Origin of the sequence: Calothrix anomala FACHB-343 (assembly GCF_014696435.1) — a bacterium.
In the GTDB taxonomy this organism is placed as follows: Bacteria; Cyanobacteriota; Cyanobacteriia; order Cyanobacteriales; family Nostocaceae; genus Aulosira; species Aulosira anomala_A.
This window is the reverse complement of the sequence record NZ_JACJQG010000044.1, coordinates 24,266-49,559: the sequence shown is the minus strand read 5'-3', so window position 1 is coordinate 49,559 and position 25,294 is coordinate 24,266. Positions and strand designations below refer to the sequence as shown.

The 25,294-nt window shown below is 40.9% G+C and carries 14 protein-coding genes; 3 read left to right on the top strand and 11 right to left on the bottom strand.

The annotated features are described in order from the left end of the window. Positions 1-43: 43 nt before the first annotated feature. The 5 genes from H6G08_RS23060 to H6G08_RS23040 form a co-directional block, all read right to left on the bottom strand. Positions 44-517 carry a chemotaxis protein CheW gene (locus H6G08_RS23060; protein WP_190547135.1) on the bottom strand — a complete coding sequence of 158 codons (474 nt, stop codon included), beginning with the start codon at positions 515-517 and terminating at the stop codon, positions 44-46. 97 nt (positions 518-614) lie between these two features. Then, a complete protein-coding gene (locus H6G08_RS23055; RefSeq protein WP_190547133.1) occupies positions 615-986 on the bottom strand; it encodes a response regulator transcription factor in 372 nt (123 codons plus the stop codon). Between the two features lie 324 nt (positions 987-1,310). After that, positions 1,311-2,507, bottom strand: a complete 1,197-nt coding sequence (locus H6G08_RS23050; RefSeq protein WP_190547131.1) for a response regulator — start codon at positions 2,505-2,507, stop codon at positions 1,311-1,313. 908 nt (positions 2,508-3,415) lie between these two features. Beyond that, positions 3,416-4,342, bottom strand: coding sequence for an N-acetylmuramic acid 6-phosphate etherase (gene murQ / locus H6G08_RS23045; protein ID WP_190547177.1), 927 nt, complete (start codon positions 4,340-4,342; stop codon positions 3,416-3,418). 321 nt (positions 4,343-4,663) lie between these two features. Beyond that, positions 4,664-5,074, bottom strand: coding sequence for a DUF3110 domain-containing protein (locus H6G08_RS23040; protein ID WP_190547129.1), 411 nt, complete (start codon positions 5,072-5,074; stop codon positions 4,664-4,666). A gap of 467 nt (positions 5,075-5,541) precedes the next feature. On the opposite strand from H6G08_RS23040, the gene H6G08_RS23035 reads away from it, so the two are divergent. Continuing rightward, the gene (locus H6G08_RS23035) at positions 5,542-11,022 is read left to right on the top strand and encodes a translocation/assembly module TamB domain-containing protein (protein ID WP_190547127.1); all 5,481 of its coding nucleotides are present in this window, start codon (positions 5,542-5,544) and stop codon (positions 11,020-11,022) included. 166 nt (positions 11,023-11,188) lie between these two features. On the opposite strand, the gene H6G08_RS37655 is transcribed toward H6G08_RS23035, so the two are convergent. The 5 genes from H6G08_RS37655 to H6G08_RS23010 all read right to left on the bottom strand — a co-directional run bounded on the left by H6G08_RS37655 (position 11,189) and on the right by H6G08_RS23010 (position 19,902). Next, on the bottom strand, positions 11,189-14,257 hold the full coding sequence (locus tag H6G08_RS37655) for a bifunctional diguanylate cyclase/phosphodiesterase (RefSeq protein ID WP_190547125.1): 3,069 nt from the start codon (positions 14,255-14,257) through the stop codon (positions 11,189-11,191). A gap of 511 nt (positions 14,258-14,768) precedes the next feature. Further along, a complete protein-coding gene (locus H6G08_RS23025) occupies positions 14,769-15,419 on the bottom strand; it encodes a response regulator (protein WP_190547122.1) in 651 nt (216 codons plus the stop codon). A gap of 28 nt (positions 15,420-15,447) precedes the next feature. Beyond that, positions 15,448-15,765 (bottom strand): histidine kinase dimerization/phosphoacceptor domain-containing protein, encoded by a 318-nt coding sequence (locus H6G08_RS23020; RefSeq protein WP_190547121.1) that lies wholly within the window; start codon positions 15,763-15,765, stop codon positions 15,448-15,450. A gap of 428 nt (positions 15,766-16,193) precedes the next feature. After that, a complete protein-coding gene (locus H6G08_RS23015) occupies positions 16,194-17,060 on the bottom strand; it encodes a sensor histidine kinase (RefSeq protein ID WP_190547119.1) in 867 nt (288 codons plus the stop codon). Positions 17,061-17,265: 205 nt separating this feature from the next. Next, positions 17,266-19,902 (bottom strand): CHAT domain-containing protein, encoded by a 2,637-nt coding sequence (locus tag H6G08_RS23010; protein WP_242046242.1) that lies wholly within the window; start codon positions 19,900-19,902, stop codon positions 17,266-17,268. Positions 19,903-20,039: 137 nt separating this feature from the next. On the opposite strand from H6G08_RS23010, the gene H6G08_RS23005 reads away from it, so the two are divergent. Both H6G08_RS23005 and H6G08_RS36990 read left to right on the top strand, forming a co-directional pair. Further along, on the top strand, positions 20,040-20,291 hold the full coding sequence (locus H6G08_RS23005; protein WP_190547117.1) for a type II toxin-antitoxin system ParD family antitoxin: 252 nt from the start codon (positions 20,040-20,042) through the stop codon (positions 20,289-20,291). Between the two features lie 2 nt (positions 20,292-20,293). Beyond that, a complete protein-coding gene (locus tag H6G08_RS36990) occupies positions 20,294-20,473 on the top strand; it encodes a type II toxin-antitoxin system RelE/ParE family toxin (protein ID WP_199322703.1) in 180 nt (59 codons plus the stop codon). A 185-nt stretch (positions 20,474-20,658) separates the two neighbouring features. On the opposite strand, the gene H6G08_RS22995 is transcribed toward H6G08_RS36990, so the two are convergent. Next, positions 20,659-25,212 (bottom strand): two-partner secretion domain-containing protein, encoded by a 4,554-nt coding sequence (locus H6G08_RS22995; protein WP_242046241.1) that lies wholly within the window; start codon positions 25,210-25,212, stop codon positions 20,659-20,661. Positions 25,213-25,294 lie beyond the last annotated feature (82 nt).

Here is a 25,294-nt window from a genome sequence, read left to right as displayed (position 1 = left end):
TGGTAAATACCGCAAATAGCTGTTTTTGCTAGCGGTTGCATCTTTAATTATTGTGTCCCCACATCGGAGATTGGAGAATTGACAGTGCATTTAAATTAAACACCATTGCTTCTTCAGCATTGATAAAATACCCTTCTACAAACGGAGAAATCGCTGAATAAAATATTTCCGCAGTTGGAGATTTCATTTTTGTAGTATCTAGGGACTCAATATCTGTGAGATGGCGTACCAATAATCCTAAATATTTACCATCATGTTCTAGGATAATTGCCATCATCTTTGCCGCTATATTATTACCTTGTAATAATGGAGGATAACCTAGCATTTCTTCTAAATCAACTAACCACAGCATTTCGCCACGCCAATTGTAAATACCTAAGACACAATTTGGCATCTGTGGTACACCACAAATTTCTGTTAATGAAATTTGTAATACTTCTGCAATGTGCTGTAAATTAATTACTGCTAAGTCATTGCTGCCTAAATTAAAGCTTAAAAATTTATGCTTAGTCTCCAAAGTATTTATCCTTTATCAATTAATTGTTTCGCTAGTTACTCTCTTTAGTTGCATATTGAAATACCAAATTTTAACTATATTTATCCACCTATAAATACTAGTTTGAATGTTTCGCTATTTGTTGTAAAGTTACTGCCAATTCATCTTTATCAATTGGTTTGGAAATATAAGCTTCCGCACCTAGCATATTTCCCCAAATTTTATCTACATCGCTATTCTTTGTGGAACAAAAAACTACAGGAATTTTACTAGTAGTCGGATCGCTCTTTAATTCTCGACAAATTTCATAGCCACTTTTACCTGGTAAAATTACATCCAAAAAAATCAAATCTGGCCTAGAATTGACGATTTTATCCTGAGCTTCTTCACTACTTTTAGCGCAGATTACAGAGTATCCAGCCTGTTGCAAGTATCTGGTAAGAATTTCTAGATCGGTCAAACCATCTTCAACAACTAAAACAGTAGTCATAATAATTTCCCAGTAAATTTAAGCAAAGTTTACTATTATCATCCTGATGGATCGATTGTGTTTTAACATCAGGAAAAGCACTTAGAAAAGTGTCTTTTTGAAAATTTAATACATTTTTAAGAAAGTTTGACTTAGGTAAGACTGATGTCAGAACTTTCTGCAACTCTGATTCTGATGTATCTTCTGTGGTTCTATTGCCTGTATTTTCTACCTAGTTCCTGGGAGACAATAGTTGAGTGAAACTATGAAATTAATCGAGGAATCTATGAGTTTAATTTTATGTAAGATGCTGAATTACATAGTTAAGCAGTGAAGTTTAAAATATCATTTCTCCACTGCAGAAGCACTCAATTTAACTGATGAGTTTGGTGTCTGTAAATATTTCCGGATCATACTCATAACTTTATCACTGGCTACTGGTTTAGTGAGAAAATCTGTAGAACCAGCTACTTTAGCACGAACTCTATCTAAAAGGCTATCATTACCTGTTAAAATAATCACAGGCGTCTGAACAAAACTAGAAATTCTGCGTACTTGAGTACAAATTTCATAACCGCTAGCAACAGGCATAATCAAATCTAAAAAGATTAAATCTGGCTGATTTTGAATGAGAATTGGTAAGGCTTGAACTGCATCTTGAATTTTGATAAATCTCAAGCCATTGGAAGTAATAATTTCCTCCATGATTTTACAAACTTGGGGGCTATCATCTATACAAGCTATCAAGGGGATAGAGGCAGATTTTGATTTTGCTACTGTGTGATTTTGAGTGGTATCAAGAACTGCTAAAGGTAAATCGGGAACTTCTACTAATTCAATAATGCCTTTGAGGATATATGGTAGTAATGAACGCCCAACAGGTAGGACATTTTGCTTCATTTTTATGGCTAAATCTCGCAGGGTATAATTGCCATTAATGAAATTCACAAAATTATTGTAGACAGATGGATTGACTAACTGCTTGAGTTGTTCTGGTTTGCGCAGAATTGGTGCTAGATCGGGATATATATTCGCCAACCCTGCATCTGACCAAAGTCTCCAAGATTCTTGCATTTGTGTTAAAAAAATATCTGCACTTGTAAAGCTCATTGGCATTTCTAAAATTACTTGTTGGCTGCGATGACAAGTGACAGAAGTAAAATGTGCTTCTTGCGCGAGATCGAAAAATAATTCTGCTATTGTGTTCTCTACAACTGTATTGATTTGCTCGCGTTGAATTTTTTGCTTTTTATATAAGATTTCTAGGAGTCGGTAATCCCAGTAATCAAGCTCTAATTCTTTAGCACTTAATCGAATCTTATCTACATCAATTTGTGGACAATTTTGTGCCATTTGTCTGCGCCAACGGCGAAAGGGGTGAATTCCTCCTGTTGCCCAAACTATTCTGCCAAGTCGATAATAAAAATTCCATTGATTGCCTTTGGAACTTTTAATATTTAAGTTGCCACTGTATTGTAATTGAGTACAAGTTTTAAACTCATTGAGTAAATTATTTGATAACATCAGTTCTTCCTGAGTCATACATTATGTTGTTACTAACAAGTTTGCCCTTGGCAAAGCTATCCTCATTCTTTAGTAGCGTAGCCAGCAAAAATTCTACCTTGCCCATATATTTGGCAAAATTGTCCGGGTGTTTGCTATTTCTTCTGTATAACTTAGATATAAAGATGCTAAGTCAAATCTGATTATCACAAATAGCAAATAATGGCAAAAGTAGTATCTCTGTCAGAGTAATCTAGAAAATAATTACTCTGCTGTTAACTCTACCTTTACCAACAAAAACTAATCATTTGGAAATTAGTACTGCTTGGCGAGAAAGTCAAAGGTCAATAGTCAATAGTCAATAGTCAATAGTCAATAGTCAATAGTCAATAGTCAATAGACTTATGTTCTAGGCTTTTGCGCTATTGGGCATGGTATGTTTATTGACGCCAACCTGTACTACATATTCCAAAAGGCTAGTGTATGTAGTTGTGATTAGACGATTTTATTCATTTTTTGTTTGATAACGATCAGGATTTATACTGATTTATCTCGAAAAAAAATATTGTAATCAAAAAAATATGATTCAGTTCTTCACGGTTGCTTGAGTATTTGCGGTGAAAATACTTTTTGTCTAAGATTTTAACTAGCTTTGTATAAAATCAAACTTTGAATAAATAGAGTGGCGCAATTAAAGATAGCTGGTAAAGGCTGTCATTGGTCATTTGTCATTGGTCATTTGTCATTTGTCATTTGTCATTTGTCATTTGTTATTGGTCATTTGTCATTTGTCATTGGTAAGAGTTTCAAGTCTATTTACGTTTCGTAATATAGTTTGGGTTATTTATACCCACTTACTTATTCTGTTCAAGTCGTTGACTGTTGAGGGTTCACAGTCAACAGTCAACGGTCAACAGTCAACAGCGAACAATCGCTGCGGAAACGGTTTAAGAGGAATGCTGATTGTTGTAGCTAGCAATAGCGGCTTTCAAATTACCTTGATGTTCTGATAAAAGTTGGTTACCGGGTTGTTTTTCTAAGCCAGTCCAGTGCATTAATAGGGCTAATTTCACCCAATTACCGCTACGATCGAGTAATATACCAGCATCTTCTCGGCTTAAGTCTGTGAGGTCTTGCAAAATCCGCAAAGCGCGATCGCGTAATTTTTGATTAGTTACAGCTACATCTACCATGCGATTGCCGTAAACTTTACCTAGTTTAACCATTACGCCGGTAGAAAGAATATTTAAAGCTAGCTTTGTAGCTGTCCCGGCTTTTAGGCGCGTAGAACCAGCGAGGATTTCCGGCCCTGTTAATAGGCGAATATCAATGTCGGCATCAAATTTTACTTGTTCTTCTGGTACGCAAGCTATAAAAATTGTGATGGCTCCCCGTTGGCGGGCGGCATTCAGCGCTCCGTGGACAAAAGGCGTAGTGCCGCCAGCAGTAATGCCGACTACCACATCTAACTGCGTAATGTGCCGTTGAGCGATCGCGGCTTCTCCATCTTCCGATCGGTCTTCTAAATCTTCGGAACTGCGGACTAATGCGCCAGCACCACCAGCGATAATCCCCTGTACCAATTCTGGTGGTGTGCAAAAAGTCGGGGGACATTCCGCCGCATCTAATACTCCTAATCTCCCACTTGTCCCTGCACCCACATAAAATAAGCGTCCCCCTTGGCGCAAACGTTCGGCTGTACAATCAATGGCCTCAGCTAGCTGCGTTTTCGCTCCAGCTACTGCAGCAACTGCGTTATGGTCTTCGCTATTAAACAACTCTACCAACTCTAGAGAACTTATCTGATCTAAATTCAGACTATTAGAGTTCACTTGCTCGGTGAGAAGATAGCCGCGTTCCTGCAAATTTGTCATTGATTTTTGTCCTTTGTTAGTTGTCATTGGTCATTTGTCATTTGTCATTTGTCAGAGACGCGATGAATCGCGTCTGTACAAGTGTCATTGGTAAGGAGTTCAAGTTTATTTACGTTTCGTAATATAGTTTGGTGCAATTACTGGCTTACTTAGTTGTTAGCTGTTATTGAACAATCTCCTAATGGTACTAAACTGCAATCTAAAACGTAACATTGAAACCTTCTCCAGGGCGGGGAAACCCCGCCCCTACGACAATCTTAATTACGTATTAGAACGCGGATTGGTATAACTAATGACTAATGACTAATGACTAATGACCAATTACAATAGCCCTTCTAATTTGCGCCGAATCTTTTCTAATTCGCTATCAGAAAAATCTGGTTCTGCGTCGTCTGTTGTATTAGAACGGGAAGGTTCGCTAATTTCTGGCTCGCCATCTGGTTTCCAGTCGGTTTCTTCGACATTTAACTCTGGGGGAGTCACTAGTTCGTTACTGTTGGCGGTGAGTATTTCCCATTCATAATTGGCGCTGGCACAAAATTCTTTGATTTCTTCGGCCTCGATCGCTTCTACAGAAGGTACTGGGAAATCTTGAGCTTCTAACATTAAAGCATAGCGGGTGGCATCGTCTTCGGACTCAAACATGAGAATTTTATTGCGATCGCCTAGCCGCACGGTGTGAATTCCCTCATTTTCAGTTCCAGCATTGAAAATCAATACAAAAACGCGCATGGGTGTGATCGTCTATTTTTAATGGTGGTTCTCTGGTCTATCTTAATTAAAGTTCTAGGTTGTACCTATCGACTAGCCTTTGATTGATTTTCTTTCACAGTAAATATTTCTGGAACCTGGCCGAGATACTGGCGTCTTGAATAATTGTCTGTTGGGCATTCTCACTGGGGTAGAAGTTGTTGCTATTGGGCTAGCCTCAACCAGTCAAGGGTGCCATCTCTAGTTTGCATATTCAACTACGCGCACAGAAACAGTGCTAGTAAAGCAATTTTTGATCGCACAGTTTGCGTAGTTTACTTGATTACGGTATTCCTGACAATGCCAATATTATTGAATAGAACAAGTTCCTTGGCTCTGGCTTCAAGCCTGAGGTTGAGTTGACGTATTCTAAGAATGGCAGAGCAATCTATTACTAATTGATGCCGACAGTAAGTCAGCTAAAGTCGCCAAATCAAGAGTGAAAGCCAATGACTAAACGTCCCGATTCAGTTAATCACTCCAATTCCGCCAATCGTCAGCGTTTCTGGTTGCTGGTGTTGACTCGTGGTGGTATTGCTTTAGGCGGACTATTGCTGCTATTAATCGGCGGGGGTATTTGGCGATTACAGAGTTTTATCCAAAAAGAGTTAGCACCCTTAGCCGAAAAAAATCTCACAACCACCATCAACCGCCCAGTCAAACTTGGGGGTGTGAAAGAATTTTCGTTGATGGGAGTCAAGTTTGGCGCTTCAGAGATTCCCGCTACCGCCACCGATCCCGATAAAGTGACAGTGGAGGCGGTAGAAGTCGGTTTTGACCCGCTAAAGTTAATTTTTAGCCGCAATCTTAAGCTAGATGTCACTCTCGTCAATCCAGATGTTTATATTGAAAAGGATGAGCAAGGACGCTGGTTAACTACTCGCATTACTCTTGGTGCTAAAGGCGGGCCGATTAAAACGGATTTGGAGAAAGTGCGGTTACGCAATGGCAAACTAGTTTTACTAGACTTGTCCCGCAAAGCACAGCAACAATCGCCCACGCCTCAGCCTGCTACCGTACCTGTGGGATTTTCTCACCTGAATGGGACTGCCCAATTGTTAGATAATAACCAGGTGATGTGGTTTGATATTGCAGGTCAAGGAAATAATGGCGGTAATTTAACGCTGAAGGGCGAAACACGTTTAAAGACACAAGCTGCTAATTTACAGATTCGCACACAAGATTTACTGGCTGCTGATATTACACAAATTATTCAGCTACCCCTGACTTTACAAGCAGGGCGAGTTAATGGCGATTTGCAAGTGCAACTGATACCACAGCAGCAGACTTTATTGTATGGTAGCGCTTTGTTGCAAGGGGTAGCACTGCAAGTACCTCGTCTCCCACAATTGTTGAATAATACCCAAGGAAATCTCAGCTTTAAAGGCACGGAAATTAAGTTAGAGAAAATAGCGACTAATTACGGCAAAATTCCCGTAGTAGCTACAGGTATTATTGACAGACAAACTGGCTATAAGGTAACTGGACAAATCAATCGGGTAGATGTGAATACCGCCTTGGAGACTCTCAAGGTGAAACTACCTTTACCGGCTGCGGGAGAAGTGAAAGCTGACATTGAGCTTGGCGGCGCACCAAATAAACCCATTCTTTCAGGTACAGTAGCAACTTTAAAGCCTGCGCGAGTTGATAAGGTTGATTTTCAGAATGTTAGCAGTAAGTTTGAGTTTTCTACGAGCAATTCCCTGATTAGTCTCAAAGATATTCAAGGTACGCCGACGGTTGGCGGTAAGGTGACGGGTGCAGGGAAGATTCAACTGGGGAAACAGCCGCAACTGGATTTTAATTTTACGGCGGAGAATGTACCTGGGGATGCGATCGCTCAAGTTTATAATTCTCAACCAGCATTTACAATCGGTAATGTTTCTGGTACAGGGCAGTTAACTGGTATTGCTGGTAAGGTTCAAACTGTCGTCCAATGGCAAGCACCTAGCGCCACCTACCCGGCAACTGGTACAGTTACCATTGCCCCAGATAGAACTGTCTTCTTCCGTGATGTGATTGCTAATTATAGTGGCGGTAAGGTACAGGCTGCGGGCAGTTACGCTAATCAACGTTGGCAAGCTGTCGCCCAAGCTTCGGGTGTTCAGGTAGAAAGGTTGGTAGATAAAGAGAAACTGCAAAACGTTTCCTTAACTGGGGCAGAATTTAACGGGCGCTTACTGTTAGCTGGGACAACCGCACCATTTAAAGTCGCTTCGATCCGCACTGAAGGCGCAAACGTGCAAATTGGTGGCGGTACAGTTGCAGTATCAAATATTCAACTCCAAGACCAAAATTTTGCCGCCCAATTAGTCGCCAATAATGTGCGGTTGGGACGGATATTCAAGAATATTCCCGCCGCTTTTACCGGGCCTGTAGCTGGTACTTTCCAAATCGCAGGTAACCGCGATAATTTTAGCCTACAAACCCTGCGCGGTACTGGGGAAGGTAGCTTGGCTGTGGCTGGTGGAACAGTCACGGCGAAAAATATTCAATTGGCTGATGGCGTGTATTTAGCGCAAGTCAAAGCTAATGATTTGGCTGTGCAACAATTGGCACCGAATATTAAGCAATTTCCAGGACGATTAAATGGTGATTTTGACGTTGCTGGGTCGGTTAATTCCTTTAAACCAGAGTCGATTGTCGCCACTGGTCAGGCACGGGTCAAGGTAGCCGATGGCACAATTACCGCCTCGAATATTCAACTAGCTAACGGTAGCTATCAAGCTGTAGTGGCGGCGACTGGTGTAAAGTTACAGCAGTTAAATCAACAGTTGCGGGGTCAGTTTGGCGGGAATTTGCAAGTTTCGGGGACTGTACAATCGGCTAAATTAGCTGATATTCGGGCGGCGGGACAGGTACAATTTTCCCAAGGTATAGGGGCGATCGCGCAACCGTTAACTGCGGCGATCGCTTGGGATGGTCAAAGGCTGAATATTGAACGGGCTACGGGCGCAAATTTAAATGCTAGTGGTTATATCTTAGCCAATGCCCAAGGCGCAGGCATACCCCAAATTACAGATTTAAAACTGAATGTGCAAGCGCAAAATTATGACTTGCAACAGTTACCAATTAAACTACCCAATGCTGTGAATTTGGCGGGTAAAGCCGATTTTAACGGACAAATCGCAGGAAACTTACCTCTGCCAAATATCCAAGGACAACTGAAACTGCGGAATTTGACGGTGCAGAAGTTTGCCTTTGAGCCTGTGTTAAGTGGTAATATTCAGTCGGTGCAAGGGCAAGGGACTAATTTAGATGTTGCTGGCACAAGCGATCGCATTACTGTTAACCTCAATGCGAATAATCGCCCCAATTCTTTCCTCGTCAAGTGGAAAGAAGCATCGGCTGTTGGTCAAGCTCAAGGTGAGAATTTAGCTTTAAGATTAGATAACTTCCCATTGCAAGTATTAAATTTAACCTTGCCTGAGAAAACTAGACTGGGAAATACTGCTTTAGCTGGGGCATTAACCGGGAATTTACTGATTAATCAAGATAAATTAGCAGCTAGTGGGAATGTGGCGATCGCAAATCCCGCGATCGGGCGGATTAAAGGGGAACTGTTAACGGCTCAATTCGGCTATGCTAATGGCACGGCTAACATTACAGAGAGTGCATTTGTTAAAGGTAAAAGCCGCTACGCCTTTACAGGTAATATCAATACAACTACAAAAACGCCGCAAATCTTCGGTAAACTCAACATCAATGAGGGTAATGTCCAAGATATTCTTGCAGCAATTCAGGTATATGAATTACAAGATTTGCGTGGTGGTTTGCAAGAACCAACCTATGGTAAAGCCGCAGATTTGGTGACAGTACCCCAAGGATTACCCAATGAGCCATTATTAACGCAAATCGAGCGTTTATATCAAGTTGATGCTTTATTAGCAGAGCAACAAGAACGACGAATTGAGGCTAATCCTATACCAGATTTAGCCGATATCCAAGGCACTTTTAACGGGGAAGTTGCTTTTAATAATAATAATGGCATTGCCGCACAATTTAACTTAGCTGGTCAAAATTGGACTTGGGGTAAAGAGAAAGAAAAAGACGAACCAGGGCGTTTTTATAGTGCAGATCAGTTAGTTGCTAAAGGTAGTTTTGAAAATGGGATTTTGACATTTTTACCTTTAAGAATTGCGTCTAAAGATAGACTAATTGCTTTTAAAGGTACTGTTGGTGGTAATGACCAATCTGGTAATTTACAAATCAGGAATTTCCCAATTCAAGTATTAAATAACTTTGTCAAACTGCCAATTGGGTTAACAGGGAATCTCAACACTTCTGTAGCTGTTGCAGGTAGCTTTACCAATCCCAAAGCTAGAGGAGAAATACAAATTCTAGAAGGCACAATTAATCAGAAGAAAGTAGAATCAGCTACAGCTAGTTTTAGTTATGATAATGGACGATTAAATTTTGGTAGTAATGTTATGGTTTCTGGCCCGGAACCAGTAAGTATTACTGGTAGCCTACCTTATAAACTACCTTTTGCTTCTGTTACTCCTGAAAACGATAAAATTAACTTAGATATTAAAGTTAAAAACGAAGGTTTGGCGCTGTTAAACTTATTTACTAACCAAATTGCCTTTGAAAATGGCGAAGGAAATATAGATATACAAATAGGCGGTAGAGGATATTTCCCTAAACCAGAAGAATTAGTTATTAATGGAGTAGCGACACTGAATAAGGCTACATTTTCGGCTCAAGCTTTACCAGAAAAGCTGACAGAAGTTACCGGAAGCGCCAAGTTTGATTTTGACAAAATTATAGTTGAAAGCTTGCAAGGAAAATTTAGTCAAGGACAGGTAACAGCATTCGGAGAAATTCCGATTTCTAAAAATCAAGAAGTTTTCATTAAACAGCCTCTGGAAGTTAACCTAAATAAATTAGCTTTAAATCTCAAAGGACTTTACCAAGGTAATGCAAATGGTAATGTTACCATTACTGGTTCAGCACTGAGTCCTATCCTGGGCGGTAAAGTTGAATTATTTAATGGTCAGGTATTACTAGCAGAGTCAGCTAATACAAATAAATCTGGAAATAGCGATGCTAATATTTCATATATCAAAAATGAAAAACAAAATAAAGATGATGCTAGGAACTTAACTACAAGGTTTAATAATTTAATATTGGAACTGGGTAACAATGTACAAATTAGTCGTCCGCCAATTTTGAATTTTCAAGCTAAGGGTACACTTACTGTTAATGGTTCCTTAAATCAACCAATTCCAGATGGTACAATTAAGCTAGAGAACGGAGGCGTAAATTTATTTACTACTCAATTTAATCTGGCTCGTGGTTATAAACACAAAGCAACTTTTAGCAAAGAGCAACCCCGCGACCCAAATTTAGATCTTAAGCTATATGCTAAAGTATTGGATGGTAATTTAACTGGTGATATTAGTAAGCTGAATACTACAGGTTTATCAACCTTAGAAACTATCCGCGTTGAAGCGACAGTGAAAGGGCCTGCTAGTAAATTAAATGAAAGTTTGCAATTAACTAGTACTCCTGCACGTGGTGAAACGGAACTTGTAGCACTTTTAGGCGGTGGTTTTGTTGATACTCAAGGGCGTGGTGACAGTACTTTGGGGTTGATTAATATCGCAGGTTCTGCTGTATTTAACAATTTTCAAGGCACATTTAACCAAATTGGTAATGCTTTTGGCTTAAGTGAACTCCGCCTATTTCCTACTATTATTTCTGATAATCCTGAAGCCGGAAGGAGTAATTCAACTTTAGAATTAGCACTAGAAGCTGGGGTTGATATTTCTTCTAAGTTTTCGATTTCTAGCATTAAAATTTTAACAGCTAATGACCCGTTGCAGTGGGGGATTAATTACCGGATTAATGATACATTTCGCCTGCGTGGTTCAACTAATTTAACTGATGATAGTCGGGTTGTAGTTGAATACGATCGGCGATTTTAATGAGTAAACTAAGCAGGAATTTAGAGTAGGTAATTTCCTGGAAATCAACCCAAATATACTGTTAAATGTAAATACACTGAAAATCCTTTTTAATGACTAATGACTAATGACTAATGACAGCCATCGCTAGTTATTTTTAATTGCAATGCCCTAGTGAATAAATTTGCTAACACCATTGAGGATTTCTAGCAATTAATGCTGCTGCCTCTGAACTGTGTAATGGCTGAGAGAAAAAGTAGCCTTGAACCGATTGACAGTGTAAATTCCTTAAAATTGCCAGTTGCTCTTTTGTCTCCACACCTTCGGCGATCGCACTCATCCCGAGTTTATCTGCCAGCGCCACAATAATCTCAATAATGTCCAAATTTCGCTTATTAGTAGTCATGGGATCAACAAAGGATCGGTCAATTTTGAGAACGCTAATCGGAAAGCTATAAAGACGACCTAAGGAAGAGTATCCAGTACCAAAATCATCAATTAAAATTTCAATTCCTAATTCTCTGAGTTTTAAAAGAATAGCAACTGCTTCATCAGCATTTTCAACAATTACGCTTTCGGTAATTTCTAGAGCTAAATTCTGAGGATTCAAACCAGTTGTCTGCAAAATGTGGCGAATCTGCGCCATCAAATTTGGCTGGGAAAATTGCTTGGCTGAGAGATTAACGCTGATTTTTTCTAGTGAATTATGAGGGTAAGTCATCTGCCAAACTTGCATTTGCCGACATGCTTCATAAAGCGCCCAGTAGCCCATCTCGATAATGAGTCCAGTTTCTTCCGCTAAAGGGATAAAATCGGCAGGATTCACTAAACCGCGTTCTGGATGTTGCCAACGCATGAGTGCTTCAAAACCTAAAATTCTGCCGCTAATTAAAGAAACAATGGGTTGATAATAAAGTTGAAATTCTTGATGTTCAATTGCTCGGCGCAAATCAGCTTCTAACTGTAATCTTGCCAGCGCTGATGCATACATATCTGGATTAAATAGGGCATAGCGCGATTTACCCAAACTTTTGGCTTGGTACATGGCTGTGTCTGCATCTCTAAGCAGTTGTTCTGGTCGCTCATAGTTGAGTGTGGAACTTAAAGCAATGCCGATACTGGCACTGGTAAATACTTGTTGACTATCAACTTTTAAAGGCTTTCTCAGTTTTTGTTGAATTCGCTCGGCAACGTTAATGGCATCGGCAATATCTTGAATTCCTTCTAAGAGAATGGTAAATTCGTCTCCTCCCAAACGTGCAGCTATATCTGTAGAGCGAATGCAGCCTTGCAAAATTTGGGCAATAGTAATCAGAAATTGATCTCCTTTTAAATGTCCCAAACTATCATTAATTACCTTAAACCGATCTAAATCGAGAAATAAAACAGCAAATAAATAATCTGGCTGTCGTTTTGCTTGTTGCAGGGAGTGTTTTAAATGTTCTATGAACAAAGCTCGGTTGGGTAAACCTGTCAACCCATCATAGAAAGCATTTTGTCGCAATTGTAATTCTGCTTGCTTACGTTGGGTAATATCGCGATTGACTTCGAGAATGCCTTTAATTTGTCCTTGGTTATCTCTGATTAAAACCTGACGGCTATCAACGATAATTTGCGTTCCATCGCGCCTAGTTTGGGTTAGTTCTCCTTCCCAATGTCCATCTTGCAGCAGAATTGTTTGGAAGCGATCGCCTGTGAGGGGACATATAGTTTGTAAGAGAAAATGGGCTATCTTGCCAATTGCTTCTGCACTTGTCCAGCCATAGAGTTCTTCTGCACTGCTATTCCAATAAGTGATGGCATTGTTAGCATCGCAGACAAAAATTGCTTCATATACTAAGTCTAATAATTGGGCTTGTTCTCGCAATGCATCTTCGTTTTGCTTGCGATTGGTAATATCAGAGCGAATGGCGATATATTGATATGGTTTATTTGTGGCATCTAGAAAAGGTACGATAGTTGTTGCAACCCAGTAAAATGAACCATTCTTAGCTTTATTCCTAATCTCTCCTTGCCAAACCTGTCCGCTAGAAATGGTTGCCCACATTTGCTGAAAAAATGTCTTGGGATGATAGCCAGAATTAATCAGTCGATGGCTTTGTCCAATTAATTCTTCTGGGGAATAGCCAGAAAGCTCGCAAAATTTATTGTTAACTTTGGTGATGATACCTTTCGCATCTGCGATCGCCACAATAGAGGATTGATCTAGAGCAAACTTAATATCTGCGAGTTCTCTGAGGGATTGTTGCAAAGCTGCTTCTGTAAGCATTCGCTCGGCAATTTCTTGTTCTAGAATTTGGTTTGCTTGCGATAATTCTGCTGTACGTTCCTCTACCCTCACTTCTAATTCAGCATAAGCAGTTCTCAAGGCTGCTTCTGCTTGTAGGCGCTTAATATCTAAGCGATATAAACCTTTTGCACAATACCAAATTAATCCTGTAAAGGCGGCTACATTGCCCATGACATGAAAGCTTAAGCCAAAAGCATGATCGAACCACCCTAATTTTTCCCCAAACACTCGCATCCAGCCTAAGCTTAAGGGGATAGCTAGTGCTGCAGGAAGTAAGACTCTAGCAGTCAATCCTCCCGCACTATTGCTAATTACCAAACTCATCAAACTTCCATAAGGAGCCGCAAATAATATACCTAGGGAAAGGAAGATAAACGCTGTAGCACTGTGAACAGCAGTGTAAGTAAATGATGAAAGCCCAAATATTGGTTTAACTCCATAAATATAACCAATAACAACCTGTATATTAGTCAGAGCGGTAATTAGGGCAAAGATTTCTACTTGTCGATAACGAATGCTGCGTTCAGCTATTAGCCATAAAGCCAAACCTATAAAGCAAAAGTTTACAGCAATCATTGCTGACATTCGCCCTGGGCTATAGGTGTGGAGTGCGCCTGGTGCTTCAGTAAACAACAAGCGATCGATGCCTAAATCCCAGCCAAATAAGTATTGACTGAGGGTGATTAATCCTAAAAGTGCGATCGCGATCGCCAAACTTTTAGCTAGGCGACGATTTAATTCTTGTTTTGACTGCAGAAGATTTAACGCCAAACCAGATAATACAAAACCTAATGCAGTATTCGGTTTCATTGCCACCCACTGTGGCACGATGCTTTTGAAAATTTGAATATCAAAATTCCAACCTATTAGTACAGCACAACCTACTAAGGTTACACATATACTTATAACCTTAGATGTGTGATTTAGCGCATTAATTAAATGCCGATCTAAAGGAGCAGGAATCATAAATATTAATGTTTTTCTAGAGAAGATAGAAATATTTGGATTCTATCTTCAAATATCTCCAGCTATATCATCTGATTTTTTACATAATGTAGAAAATAGCAAAAGAGGTATCCAGAACTCTATCTTAAGAGGGATGCACTCATCAAAAACATTTCAAATATGATGTTGCTTGCTACATACAACACACCAATAACCGATGAATCTATCCCAGGTTATAGACTATATCTCATACTAATTTTGCTGTACTTTTCACTGGGAATAATAGTTATTTAATCATCACAGCTTTCAAATCTATTTGAAGCAGTGCTTCGTCTCATTAGTTGTGAGAATTTGATGGTGGTTAGACCCCCCACTTCTATCAAAAGTCGGAGATCTAGGGAACTTGTTTGTTTGATTTAATATTAAATAAAATTAAACAATGACCAGATTAGATATTATTAAGCGCTAACACATCCATACAAACTTATTTTGATTGAACAATATTTAGCTATAATCGCTATGGCACATCACTTCAACTACTGGGCAAGCAAACAGAATTTGCATAAATGGCTAATTGCGCTCTATTTTTGAGATTGAGGCGATTAAAAATACTGTTAATATGGGTTTTGACTGTGCTTTCTGAGATAAATAATTGCTGGGCGATTTCTTGATTTTTTGCTCCCATTGCTACTAAACGCGCAACATCTAATTCTCTTGGTGTTAATCCAGTTAATGCAGGGGAAACAGATTCGCTTTGAGTTTTTGGTGTGGATTGATGATTCACAACTCGTTCTAATAAGCCTGGTGCGAGTTGTGCATATCCGCGATTAATACTGCGAATGGCGTTAACTAATTCTTCGGAAGGCATATCTTTTAAAAGGTAACCTTTTGCACCAGCGCGAATGGCTTCACTCACATCGCGATCGTCATCATAGGTACTTAAAACTAATACTTTGATCTGAGGAAATTTTTCACAAATAGTCTTGGTGGCGGTAGCACCATTCATTATCGGCATACGCAGATCCATTAACACAATATCTGGTTGTAATTGTTCAACTTGCGTAATAGCTTCTTCTCCATTTTCCGCCATACCAACAATTTCTAGGTCTGATTCTAGATTTAACATTGCTTTTAGTCCTTGGCGAACTAAACTTTGGTCATCTACAAGTAATAAACGAATCATAGGATTTTAGATTTTATATTTTGAATTGTCAGGTTTTGGAGGAAAAACTATTTGTAGTAAATGGCGTAATTTTCTCAGGATATATGTATAATATATCTGAGTTTTGGTGTGCAATATGCAATTTACTACTTTGCATACATTCTGAATCCATTTGTCTGAGAATTTGGCGTAATTCTTGCATTAATTCGCCACTTAATTGATAGGCTTGAGACACTGATTGTTGTGATTGTGTAGGGTTAATTTGCGATAATTTTTGTGCTGCTTGTAGTTGAATATTTAAAGCCATGATGGACTGTCCTAATGTTTTATACAAATCAATTAATTCATGATTTTTTGCTTGCATCATTAGCAATTGTTGATGCTTAAATTTCGATATATATAAAATCTGCAATTGCCAAACTAGTATGCAGCCTCCTATTATCAACAACAGAACAGTAATCATGGTGTTGGCGACTTGATGAAATAAATATTACATCCATAATTAAACCCTGATTTTTTGCATTTGACTATCTATAACGCTAAAATACCAACTTTAGTTGTGAGCAATTTTAAATTATCAATCGAAAGTTGTAGGTAGTTTGGTCAATCTTTAGAGACGCGATTAATCGCGTCTGTACAATTGTTGGTTTTCATTTGTCAGTAGGGGCGGGTTTATTTAGATCATTATTAATCAGTGAAGATATCTGTGAACCCGCCCCTACAGGTTTAATAGGTAATTTATCATTTGTTAGTTGTAATGATGGTATTTCTGTTAGTCGATTAAATGCGTTCAACTTAATATACATATTCTGATGATTCTAAGCTGTGCCATTCATCTAAATTCAGGGGTTGCCATTCGCCAATTTTTACTGATTGGTTTTGGGTAATAGTGATGGATTGGGGCGGAATGGAAATTTCAGAGATAATGGATATATTTGATATTTCAGGAATTTTTGGTATTTCCGCTATATTAGATGTTTGCATGGGAATGAAAATATTAATGCAACAACCTGCTTGGGGTTGGGATTCTAAGTGAAAATGACCTTGTAATACAGCAATTCTCTCTTGCATTCCCTGCAATCCATAACCACCGGAGATGTTTTCGGGTTCAAATCCGCGTCCGTTATCTTGAATTGTTAAATGCAGTCCGGTTGATGTTGTGCAGAGATGGATTTGTACGGCTGTGGCTTGGGCATATTTACGAATGTTGTTAAGCGCTTCTTGAATAATGCGGTAAAGCTGGGCGGTTAAGTGGGGTAATAAGCGAATGGGCAGATTAATTTCCAATTCTGGTAAAATACCAGTGGTTTGATGAAAATCACGTACTAAAGACTCTATTAAGCCATCTAAAGACTGGTTAGCTAGAGGATCGTTACGTAAGGCTTTGACTGATTGACGGACTTCTTGAGTTGCGATCGCAACTAACCGATGTGCTTCATTAATAAACTCTTGGGCTTGATTGGGATCGGGTTTACATAGTTTACTAGCTGTTTGTAATTGAAAATTTAACGCCGTTAGTGCATGTCCTAGTGAATCATGTAACTCTCGTGCAATGCGGTTGCGTTCTTGTGTGGCGGAAAGGTTAGCAAATTCCAATACGCACTGCCACAACTGCTGATGCATGTGATTGAGTTGTTCTGGTGTATATAGTTCTTCTACCAAGGTAATCTCTCCATAACTTCCAGCTGACTCTCTATAGTTCTGGGTGGGGGGGACTTATGCAATTGGGCATTGGGCATGGGGCATTGGGCATGGGGCATGGGGCATTGGGCATTGGGCATTGATTAAATATCTCTTTTGCTTCCTTCCCTTGTCCCCCCTTGTCTCCCTTGTCTTCCTTGTCCCCCTTGTCCCCCCTATCCCCTTCCTAAGTCCAATTCCCTAACAATACGTAAGGTGCCCAGTAATATGGGGTTTGATATTCTGGGTTCTTGAGGATGCTAAGTTGGGCGCGGCGTAGGGCTTCTGCTTTGGTGATACCTGTTTGATTGGCTTTGACTAGTTGCTCGTAAAATTGACTCATGAGTGTTGCGGTGGCTTCATCGTCAACACGCCACAGGGTTGCTACTGTACTCTTTGCACCGGAACGCACAGCTACGCCTGCTAATCCTAAGGCGGAACGATTATCGCCGGTGGCGGTTTCGCAAGCACTCAAAACCAGGAGTTCTAGGGAGTTGTCTTGTGAGACTTCGACGGTTTTTAAAACTCCACTGAGTTCGTTAACTTTGATTTTGCCGTCCCAGGTGAGAATAAATGTGTCATCTGCTTGGGAACTAAATTGTCCGTGGGTGGCTAGGTGGACTATGGGGAAGGGAATGGCGGAAATTTGATTTTGAATGGCAGAATTTGTAAATGTTTGGTTAAACAGAACTTGAGAGGGTAGTTCTGATTGAATTTTGTCTACTTCTTGCTGAACGTTGGGTAGGGCGGTAAATCCGGAACGTGCTTCACTTAAACCGCCTACTAAGACTCCTAAACGTTGTTGTTTGAGCGATCGCGGTGCTAATAATTGTAATCCGGGTGTGAGGGCAATACTATATTTTTCTACCAGGAATTGTTGACCATCATGTAACGCTGCCATTGGAATGTTGCGCAAGACGCCATCTAAAACAAATACCAATGTCTCTACCTGACTCGCAGCTAAATCGTCTGCTTCTGGGCGCAGTAATAAATCGTACATTCGCTGCAGTAGGGGAAGGGTAAAATCAAGCTCGGTTGGTTGGTTTAGACTTCTGCGTAGACGGGATGCTAGACGCTCTATGTCTTTACGGCTAATGGTTGTTTTATAGTAGCGAAAATTACGCTCATTTTTTGTTTCGGCTTTATTTTGGAAGTTTGGTAAGCTGGCAATAATCGCTAGTTGGTCTTCGAGAATAATTGGATAGATAACTGCGGCTTTGGGATCGACTTTGTCTATTTGTTCCGGGTTACCATTGAGACAAGCTTCGCGGAAGAAGTTATCGAGTTCGACTAATTGCAACCCTTCAATGACATCTCGCGCGGCTTTTAAATTATCTTTTTCATTGGATTCGACTAACAAGCCGACGAGTTGACGGTGAATTGGTTCAACTGCTTCGCGGAAGGAAAATTGCACATCGGGATTGGCGGCGGCTAAGTCTGCACGCAATGATTTAATTGTACCTACGGCTTCTGTGTAAGCGGCAATCGCACTTTTGGTTTTCCCTTGGGCTTTTAATACTCTACCTAATTGCCATTGCCAACGATAAGCAATATCGCCAGCGTTGATTTGTTGCCCTAATTGTACGGCTTGTTGAGTTAATTTCTCTGCATCTTGCCAACGCTGTGCTTGTTCGTAAACGTTACCTAGAGTACCCAGTGCATCAGCTTGTATGCGTATATCGCCTAAATCTTGGGCTTGTTGTACCGCTACTGCTAATAGTTTGGCGATTTCTGTTTCAGAAATTTGGCTGGCTGGTTGCTTTTGCATTTGTATCATTGTTTGCGCCAAATTTACCCGTGATGCGATCGCACTTTTGCTAGGTGGTAAGGCTGCAATATTTTGTTGTAGCTGTGGTAATAAAGCCTTAGCTGCATCTATTTGATTAGTCTCCACCAGTAAGCTAAGTTGATTAACTTGCGCTTGTACTTTTAAATTGAGGGGTGCAGAGATAGCAGCTTGTTGATAAAATGCGATCGCCACTTGGGGATTAACCGGAGTTTTGCTAACTTTAGTCAAGCTGATTTGAGTACGGGCAAGATTACCGAGACTGAGTTGGGTTAATGCGATCGCCTCAGGTAATTGTAATTGATTCGCGATCGCCAAACTGCGCTCTAAAATAAAAGTTGCTGGCGGAAAATTCCCCACCACCCGCAAAGATTCACCCAAAGTTCTTAACGCCGTAGCTGTTTCTGGTGTCGCTGTAATTTTTTCTAATAAAGGTTTGAGTTGTTCAGGATTTATATTTGCAACCTGGGGTAACTTTAACGCCGTTTCCAATAGAGAAATTGCTTTTTTATACAAACCTAAATTTTGTAAAGCCAGCGCTTGGTTAGTTTGGGCAGTCAGTACCCGATTTGGTTTATTTAATTGATTATATATAGATGTCGCTGCTTCCCAAGATTTCAAAGCAGCTTCAGCTTGACCCCGTGCCAATTGTAACCCGCCTTGAATATCCAGAGCTTGAGCTAAAGCCAAAGATTTATCTGATTTCCCTTCTTTAATGGTATTTAATAGCGCAACACTTTCAGTAATAGCACGGTGCGCATCATCCCATTTTCCCAACTGTTGATAACACAAAGATAAATTACTTAAACTCAACGCTTGCTGAATCGGTTTATTCGCAGCTTTATAAGCCTGCGCTGCTTGTTGAAATAACTGCGCCGCCTCTTTCCACTCACCCTTAGCGTAGGAATTACGCGCTTGCTGTTCCACAGATAAACCAGGAACTTGAGCGATGTGTGTTACTTGCGCTAACCCCGGCGATGTTATAGATAATAAAAGAGCGATCGCCATCAACACCACAAACCTTTTAACTCTCTTCATACTCCCCTCTGCGACTCTGCGCCTCTGCGCCTCTGCGTGAGATAAAAAAATCTTGTTCACTGAACTACCGGACACATAACAGACAAAAAAATTAGTTTTGATAAGATTGACATTGTAGTTATATTTCCAGTTGACATATGAACGTTAACTTAAAACCAGAATACGAAAAATTCATTCAAGAGCAAATTGCTAATGGACAATTTAATAGTGTAGATGAAGTCATGAATGAAGCCATTAAATTGTTAGAACTACGAGTTAATCGACTAGAACAAGTCCGCCAGAAAATAGCATTAGGCACAGAACAAATTGCTAACGGACAAGTAACAGATGGTGAAATAGTGTTTGCGAGATTGCAAGAAAAGATTCGCGCTATGACTGAGGAATCTTGAGCATGGGTAATTATTCATTTTCTGATGAAGCAATTCAAGATTTAGAAGAAATTTGTGAATATATTGGACGCAACAACCCGAAAGCATCCAGCAAGCTTTTTGATCGAATTTGCCAAAAATGTAAATTAGTTGCTGATTTCCCCAATATGGGAAAAGTTATGCGAGGCTTGCACCTAATTTAAGAGGTATTGTTTTTCAAGACTACTTGATATTTTATTACCCTAGAGAAGATGGAATTGATGTTGTTCATGTAGTTAGTGGTTATCAAGATTTAGAATCATTATTTGCTGATTCAGATGATGAATGAAGGGGCACGGCATCTACAGACTTTTGGTAAAATAGATATATTATCGGTGCCGTGCCCCTACTAAGATGCTGGACACATAGCAGAACTACTAGTAGCAGCAGGTGTTGCTGTTGGCGCTTGCGCAACCAGAATAATATTACCGTCAGCAGTTTTCACCAAACCTTGCGCCTCCACAATTGGTGCAGAATTCACCGCGTCTTCCTTTAGCTGTGTTTCCGCGTCAGTTTGACTATTAACAAGTTCCCCATCCAAAGTAGCTAAAGGACTGAGGTTATTTGTACCTGTGAGTGGTTCTAAAGTATTAGGCGGTAAACTCCCGCGTCCAGTGACGACAAAGGAACCTAAAGGTTTAGCATAGCGGCCTCTAGGGCAAATTTGCGCAAATTTTGTACTAGCATCAACCAATCCTGCTGGTAGTTCGATGAGTTTTTGTGGCGGTTGGACTTGTGGTTGAGTGATAGTGATTTGTCCCTGTACGCCTAAGTCAGAACTTGCGGTGATATCGCTTTGATTTGTCTGTTTGGGACGCGCTTCGATACCAAAAATAGCTTGAGTGTTAATGTTGACATTACCACCTTTACCATTGAAAGCATTAGCTGTGATGTCGCTGTCTTCGTTGGGTACGGCGATAATGAAAGGTGAATTGATGGTAATATTACCGCCATCTCCGCCTGCTTGAGCTAACCCTGCGGTGGTAGAAATTTGACTATCACGACGCAGTAATAAGAACTCTGCTAACTGCAAGGCAATATTACCACCTTGGCCGTTAGTGGTTTGGGCATCAATTACAGCGCCATTGTTGAGAGTGAGAGCCTGACTCTGAAGAAAAATATTACCTCCATTACCAATGCCTGTGAGAGCTACGTTGCTGAAAGCACCACTAGAAAATCCATCATTATTACTACCGTCAAAGTTGACTGTATCACGAGCATTAATATTGATATCACCAGCATTTCCCTGCCCAAGTGTGGTAGCAATTAGCCGTCCGCCGTTGGTTAAAGATAAGGAGCCAGTCGTTACTTTCAGGTTGCCGCCATCGCCGATACCCGTCGTCTCTACACTGCTGAAAGCAAAGCCATTATCAAAGTTGACAGTATCACGGGCATCAATTGTAATATTCCCTGCATTCCCCTGTCCACTAGTTGAGGCTCTAAGTACAGCACTGTCTCGTAATGAGAAATCACTAGAATCGATGGTAATATTACCCCCATTACCAACTGTCCCTATATTCACGCTGCTATAAATCGCACTGCGAAAGTCATTTTTCTTTCCAGCAATATCAACAGTGCCAGTAACTTTAACATTGACGTTCCCCGCATCCCCCCGTCCGGCTGGCTGGTTTCCAGATGCACCACTAGTAATAGTTTGCAGTTGAGCGCCATTAAACAGTGACAGGGTTGCAGCATTGATGTCGATATTACCACCCTTACCTACACCTCCTGCTTCCACTGTGCTCAAGATGCCAGCTTCTACAAGGGAGACCGCATTTTTTGCATTTACTGTTACATTCCCTGCATTCCCCCGTCCTAAAGTTGAGGCTGTAAGTACAGCGCCGTCTCGTAATGAGAAATCCCCAGAATCGACGGTAATATTACCTCCATTACCTACTGTTCCTGTACCCACGCTGCTACGAATCCCGCTGGCAACATTTTTCTTTCCAGCAATATCAACAGCACCAGTCACTTTCACATTGACATTGCCTGCATCTCCCCGTCCAGCTAGCTGGTTTCCAGATGCACCACGAGTAATGGTTTGTAGTTGAGCGCCATCAAATATTGACAGGGTTGCAGCATTGATGTCGATATTACCACCTTGACCTACACCCCCTGCTTCCACCGTGCTCCCGATGATAGCATCTACAAGGGAGACGGCATCTTTTACAGCCACTGTCACATTCCCTGCATTCCCCTGTCCACTAATTGAGGTTGTAAGCCGAGCGCCGTCTCGTAATGAGAAATCGCCAGAATTGATGGTAATATTACCTCCATTACCTACTGTCCCTGTCTCTACCGAGGTGCCAATCGCACTGCGAAAGCCGTTTTTGTTTCCAGCAATATCAACAGCACCAGTAACTTTTATATTGACATTGCCTGCATCTCCCTGTCCGGCTGGCTGGTTTCTAGATGCACCACGGGTAATGGTTTGCAATTGAGCACCATCAAATATTGACAGAGTTGCAGCGTTGATGTCGATATTACCACCCTGACCAACACTTCCTGCTGCCACCGTGCTGAAGATAGCAGCATCTACAAGAGAAACAGCATCTTTTGCATTCACTGTTACATTCCCTGCATTTCCTTGTCCATAAGTTGTGGTTTGCAGTTGAGCACCATCAAATAGTGACAGGGTTGCAGCGTTGATGTTGATATTACCACCCTGACCGATACCCCCTGCTTCCACTGTGCTGAAGATGTCAGCATCCACAAGGGAGACAGCATCTTTTGCACTCACTGTTACATTCCCTGCATTCCCTTGTCCATAAGTTGAGGCTGCAAGTTGAGCGCCGTCTCGTAATAAGAAATCACCAGAATCGATGGTAATATTACCCCCATTACCTACTGTTCCTGTACCCACAATGCTAGCAATCGCACTGGCAAAGCCATTTTTGTTTCTTCCTGCAATATCAACAGCGCCAGTCACTTTCACATTGACATTGCCTGCATTCCCTTGTCCATCATTTGAGGCCGCAAGTCGAGCGCCGTCTCGTAATGACAAGGAACCAGAATCGATGGTAATATTACCCGCATTACCTACTGTTCCTGTCTCCATCACGGTGCCAATTTTACTAGAAAAACCATTTTTTTCGCCAGCAATATCAACAGCACCAGTCACTTTCACATTGACATTGCCTGCATCTCCCCGTCCGGCTGGCCGGTTTCCTAATGCAGCACGAGTTATGGTTTGCAGTTCAGTGCCGTCTTGTAATGACAGGGTTGCAGCGTTGATGTCAATATTACCACCTTTACCTACACCGCCTGCTTCCACTGTGCTCAAGATAGCAGCATTCACAAGGGAGACAGCATCTTTTGCACTCACTGTTACATTCCCTGCATTTCCTTGTCCATAAGTTGAGGCTGCAAGTTGAGCGCCGTCTCGTAATGACAAGGAACCAGAATCGATGGTAATATTACCCCCATTACCTACTGTCCCTATATTCACGCCGCTGCGAATCCCACTGGCAACATCGTTTTTCTGTCCAGCAATATCAACAGTGCCAGTCGCTTTCACATTGACATTGCCTGCATCCCCGCGTCCGGCTGGCTGGTTTCCAGATGCACCACGAGTATTGGTTAGCAGTTGAGCGCTATCTAATAGTGATAGAGTTGCAGTGTTGATGTTGATATTACCACCCTGACCAACACCCCCTGCTGCCACCGTGCTTATGATAGCAGCATCTACAAGGGAGACAGCATCTTTTGCATTCACTGTCACATTTCCTGCATTCCCTTGCCCAAAAGTTGAGGATCGAAGGAAAGCACCATGTTGTAATGACAAGGAACCAGAATCGATAGTAATATTACCTGCATTGCCTTGTGAACCTAAACGCACAAGATTACGAACTTGACTCTGAGTACCTGCAACTTTGATTTCTCCAGTGGCATTGAGGTTAATATCACCTGCAACAGTCTCAGGTGTTCCTAAACCTTGCCCAATACCACCAGAAAGAATACTTCCTCCTAATATCTCTAAATCTCTGGCATTGACTGCAATATTACCGCCACCAAATCCTTCTACAAATACCGCCGATCGATTGTTAAGGGATACATCTGCACGATTTACATTCTCCGGAAATCCCAAGCTCAAATTATCCCCATCAAACAGCAGATTTACATTTCCAACTTCCGCCAATCCTCCTAACTCAACTCGCCCATCAAAAGCATTTAATTGCCCACCATCCATGCTGACATTACCACCAACTAGCAGCAAACTATTTCCATCTGCAACTCTTAACCCAAGTGCCTCAAAACCCTCTAGGTTTTGTCCTGCTGGTGCAATTGAATTATTTTGGATCGTTGCATTTTGATTAATTTGATTAAACAGCAACGCACTGGGATTAATAGTTAACAAAGGTGCTGCTTGCGGATTTGTGGCGCTAAAAATTCCTTGATTACCAAATTGTATAGCATTGGCGGTAGTTCCTACAAAAGAACCGCGCACATCTAACCGCGCATTTTGCCCAAATAAAATGCCATTGGGATTAATTAAAAATAAATTGGCATTACCATTAACTCCTAATGTGCCGAGAATATTTGAGGCTTGTCCGCCTGTTACTCGCGTGAGAATATTTTGCACTCCCGCAGGATTACCAAAATAAACTCTTTGCCCATTATTAATATTAAACTGGGTAAAACTATGAAAAAGATTGCTACCACGTTGAGCGCCGCCGTCAATTTGGTCGGCATTTGCATTATTAATTAAAACATTGGGTGTAAGGCGAGAACTTTCTGCGCCTAAGGTGTTGTCAGGAGTGATTTGGGCTTGGGCGGGGGAAATAAGGCTCACTTCGACTTCTCTCAGTGAGCGCATTTCGACTTCGCTCAGTAAGCAGATTGTCAGTGTAGTTGAAGTGAGACAGAAGGAAAGAATGCTGGCGATCGCATGATTAATTTTCATATCTGCTGAGTCTAAAAACTGGCTTTTAAAAAATTGATAAATTTGTAGTAAGCACTTCAGTGCTTAATAATCAAGGACTATA

Bases quoted from the DNA above. Each gene is read 5' to 3' on its own strand.
- H6G08_RS23055 (WP_190547133.1), bottom strand. From the start codon at position 986: ATGACTACTGTTTTAGTTGTTGAAGATGGTTTGACCGATCTAGAAATT.
- H6G08_RS23050 (WP_190547131.1), bottom strand. From the start codon at position 2,507: ATGACTCAGGAAGAACTGATGTTATCAAATAATTTACTCAATGAGTTT.
- murQ (WP_190547177.1), bottom strand. From the start codon at position 4,342: ATGACAAATTTGCAGGAACGCGGCTATCTTCTCACCGAGCAAGTGAAC.
- H6G08_RS23040 (WP_190547129.1), bottom strand. From the start codon at position 5,074: ATGCGCGTTTTTGTATTGATTTTCAATGCTGGAACTGAAAATGAGGGA.
- H6G08_RS23035 (WP_190547127.1), top strand. From the start codon at position 5,542: ATGACTAAACGTCCCGATTCAGTTAATCACTCCAATTCCGCCAATCGT.
- H6G08_RS37655 (WP_190547125.1), bottom strand. From the start codon at position 14,257: ATGATTCCTGCTCCTTTAGATCGGCATTTAATTAATGCGCTAAATCAC.
- H6G08_RS23025 (WP_190547122.1), bottom strand. From the start codon at position 15,419: ATGATTCGTTTATTACTTGTAGATGACCAAAGTTTAGTTCGCCAAGGA.
- H6G08_RS23020 (WP_190547121.1), bottom strand. From the start codon at position 15,765: ATGATGCAAGCAAAAAATCATGAATTAATTGATTTGTATAAAACATTA.
- H6G08_RS23010 (WP_242046242.1), bottom strand. From the start codon at position 19,902: ATGAAGAGAGTTAAAAGGTTTGTGGTGTTGATGGCGATCGCTCTTTTA.
- H6G08_RS23005 (WP_190547117.1), top strand. From the start codon at position 20,040: ATGAACGTTAACTTAAAACCAGAATACGAAAAATTCATTCAAGAGCAA.
- H6G08_RS36990 (WP_199322703.1), top strand. From the start codon at position 20,294: ATGGGTAATTATTCATTTTCTGATGAAGCAATTCAAGATTTAGAAGAA.
- H6G08_RS22995 (WP_242046241.1), bottom strand. From the start codon at position 25,212: ATGAAAATTAATCATGCGATCGCCAGCATTCTTTCCTTCTGTCTCACT.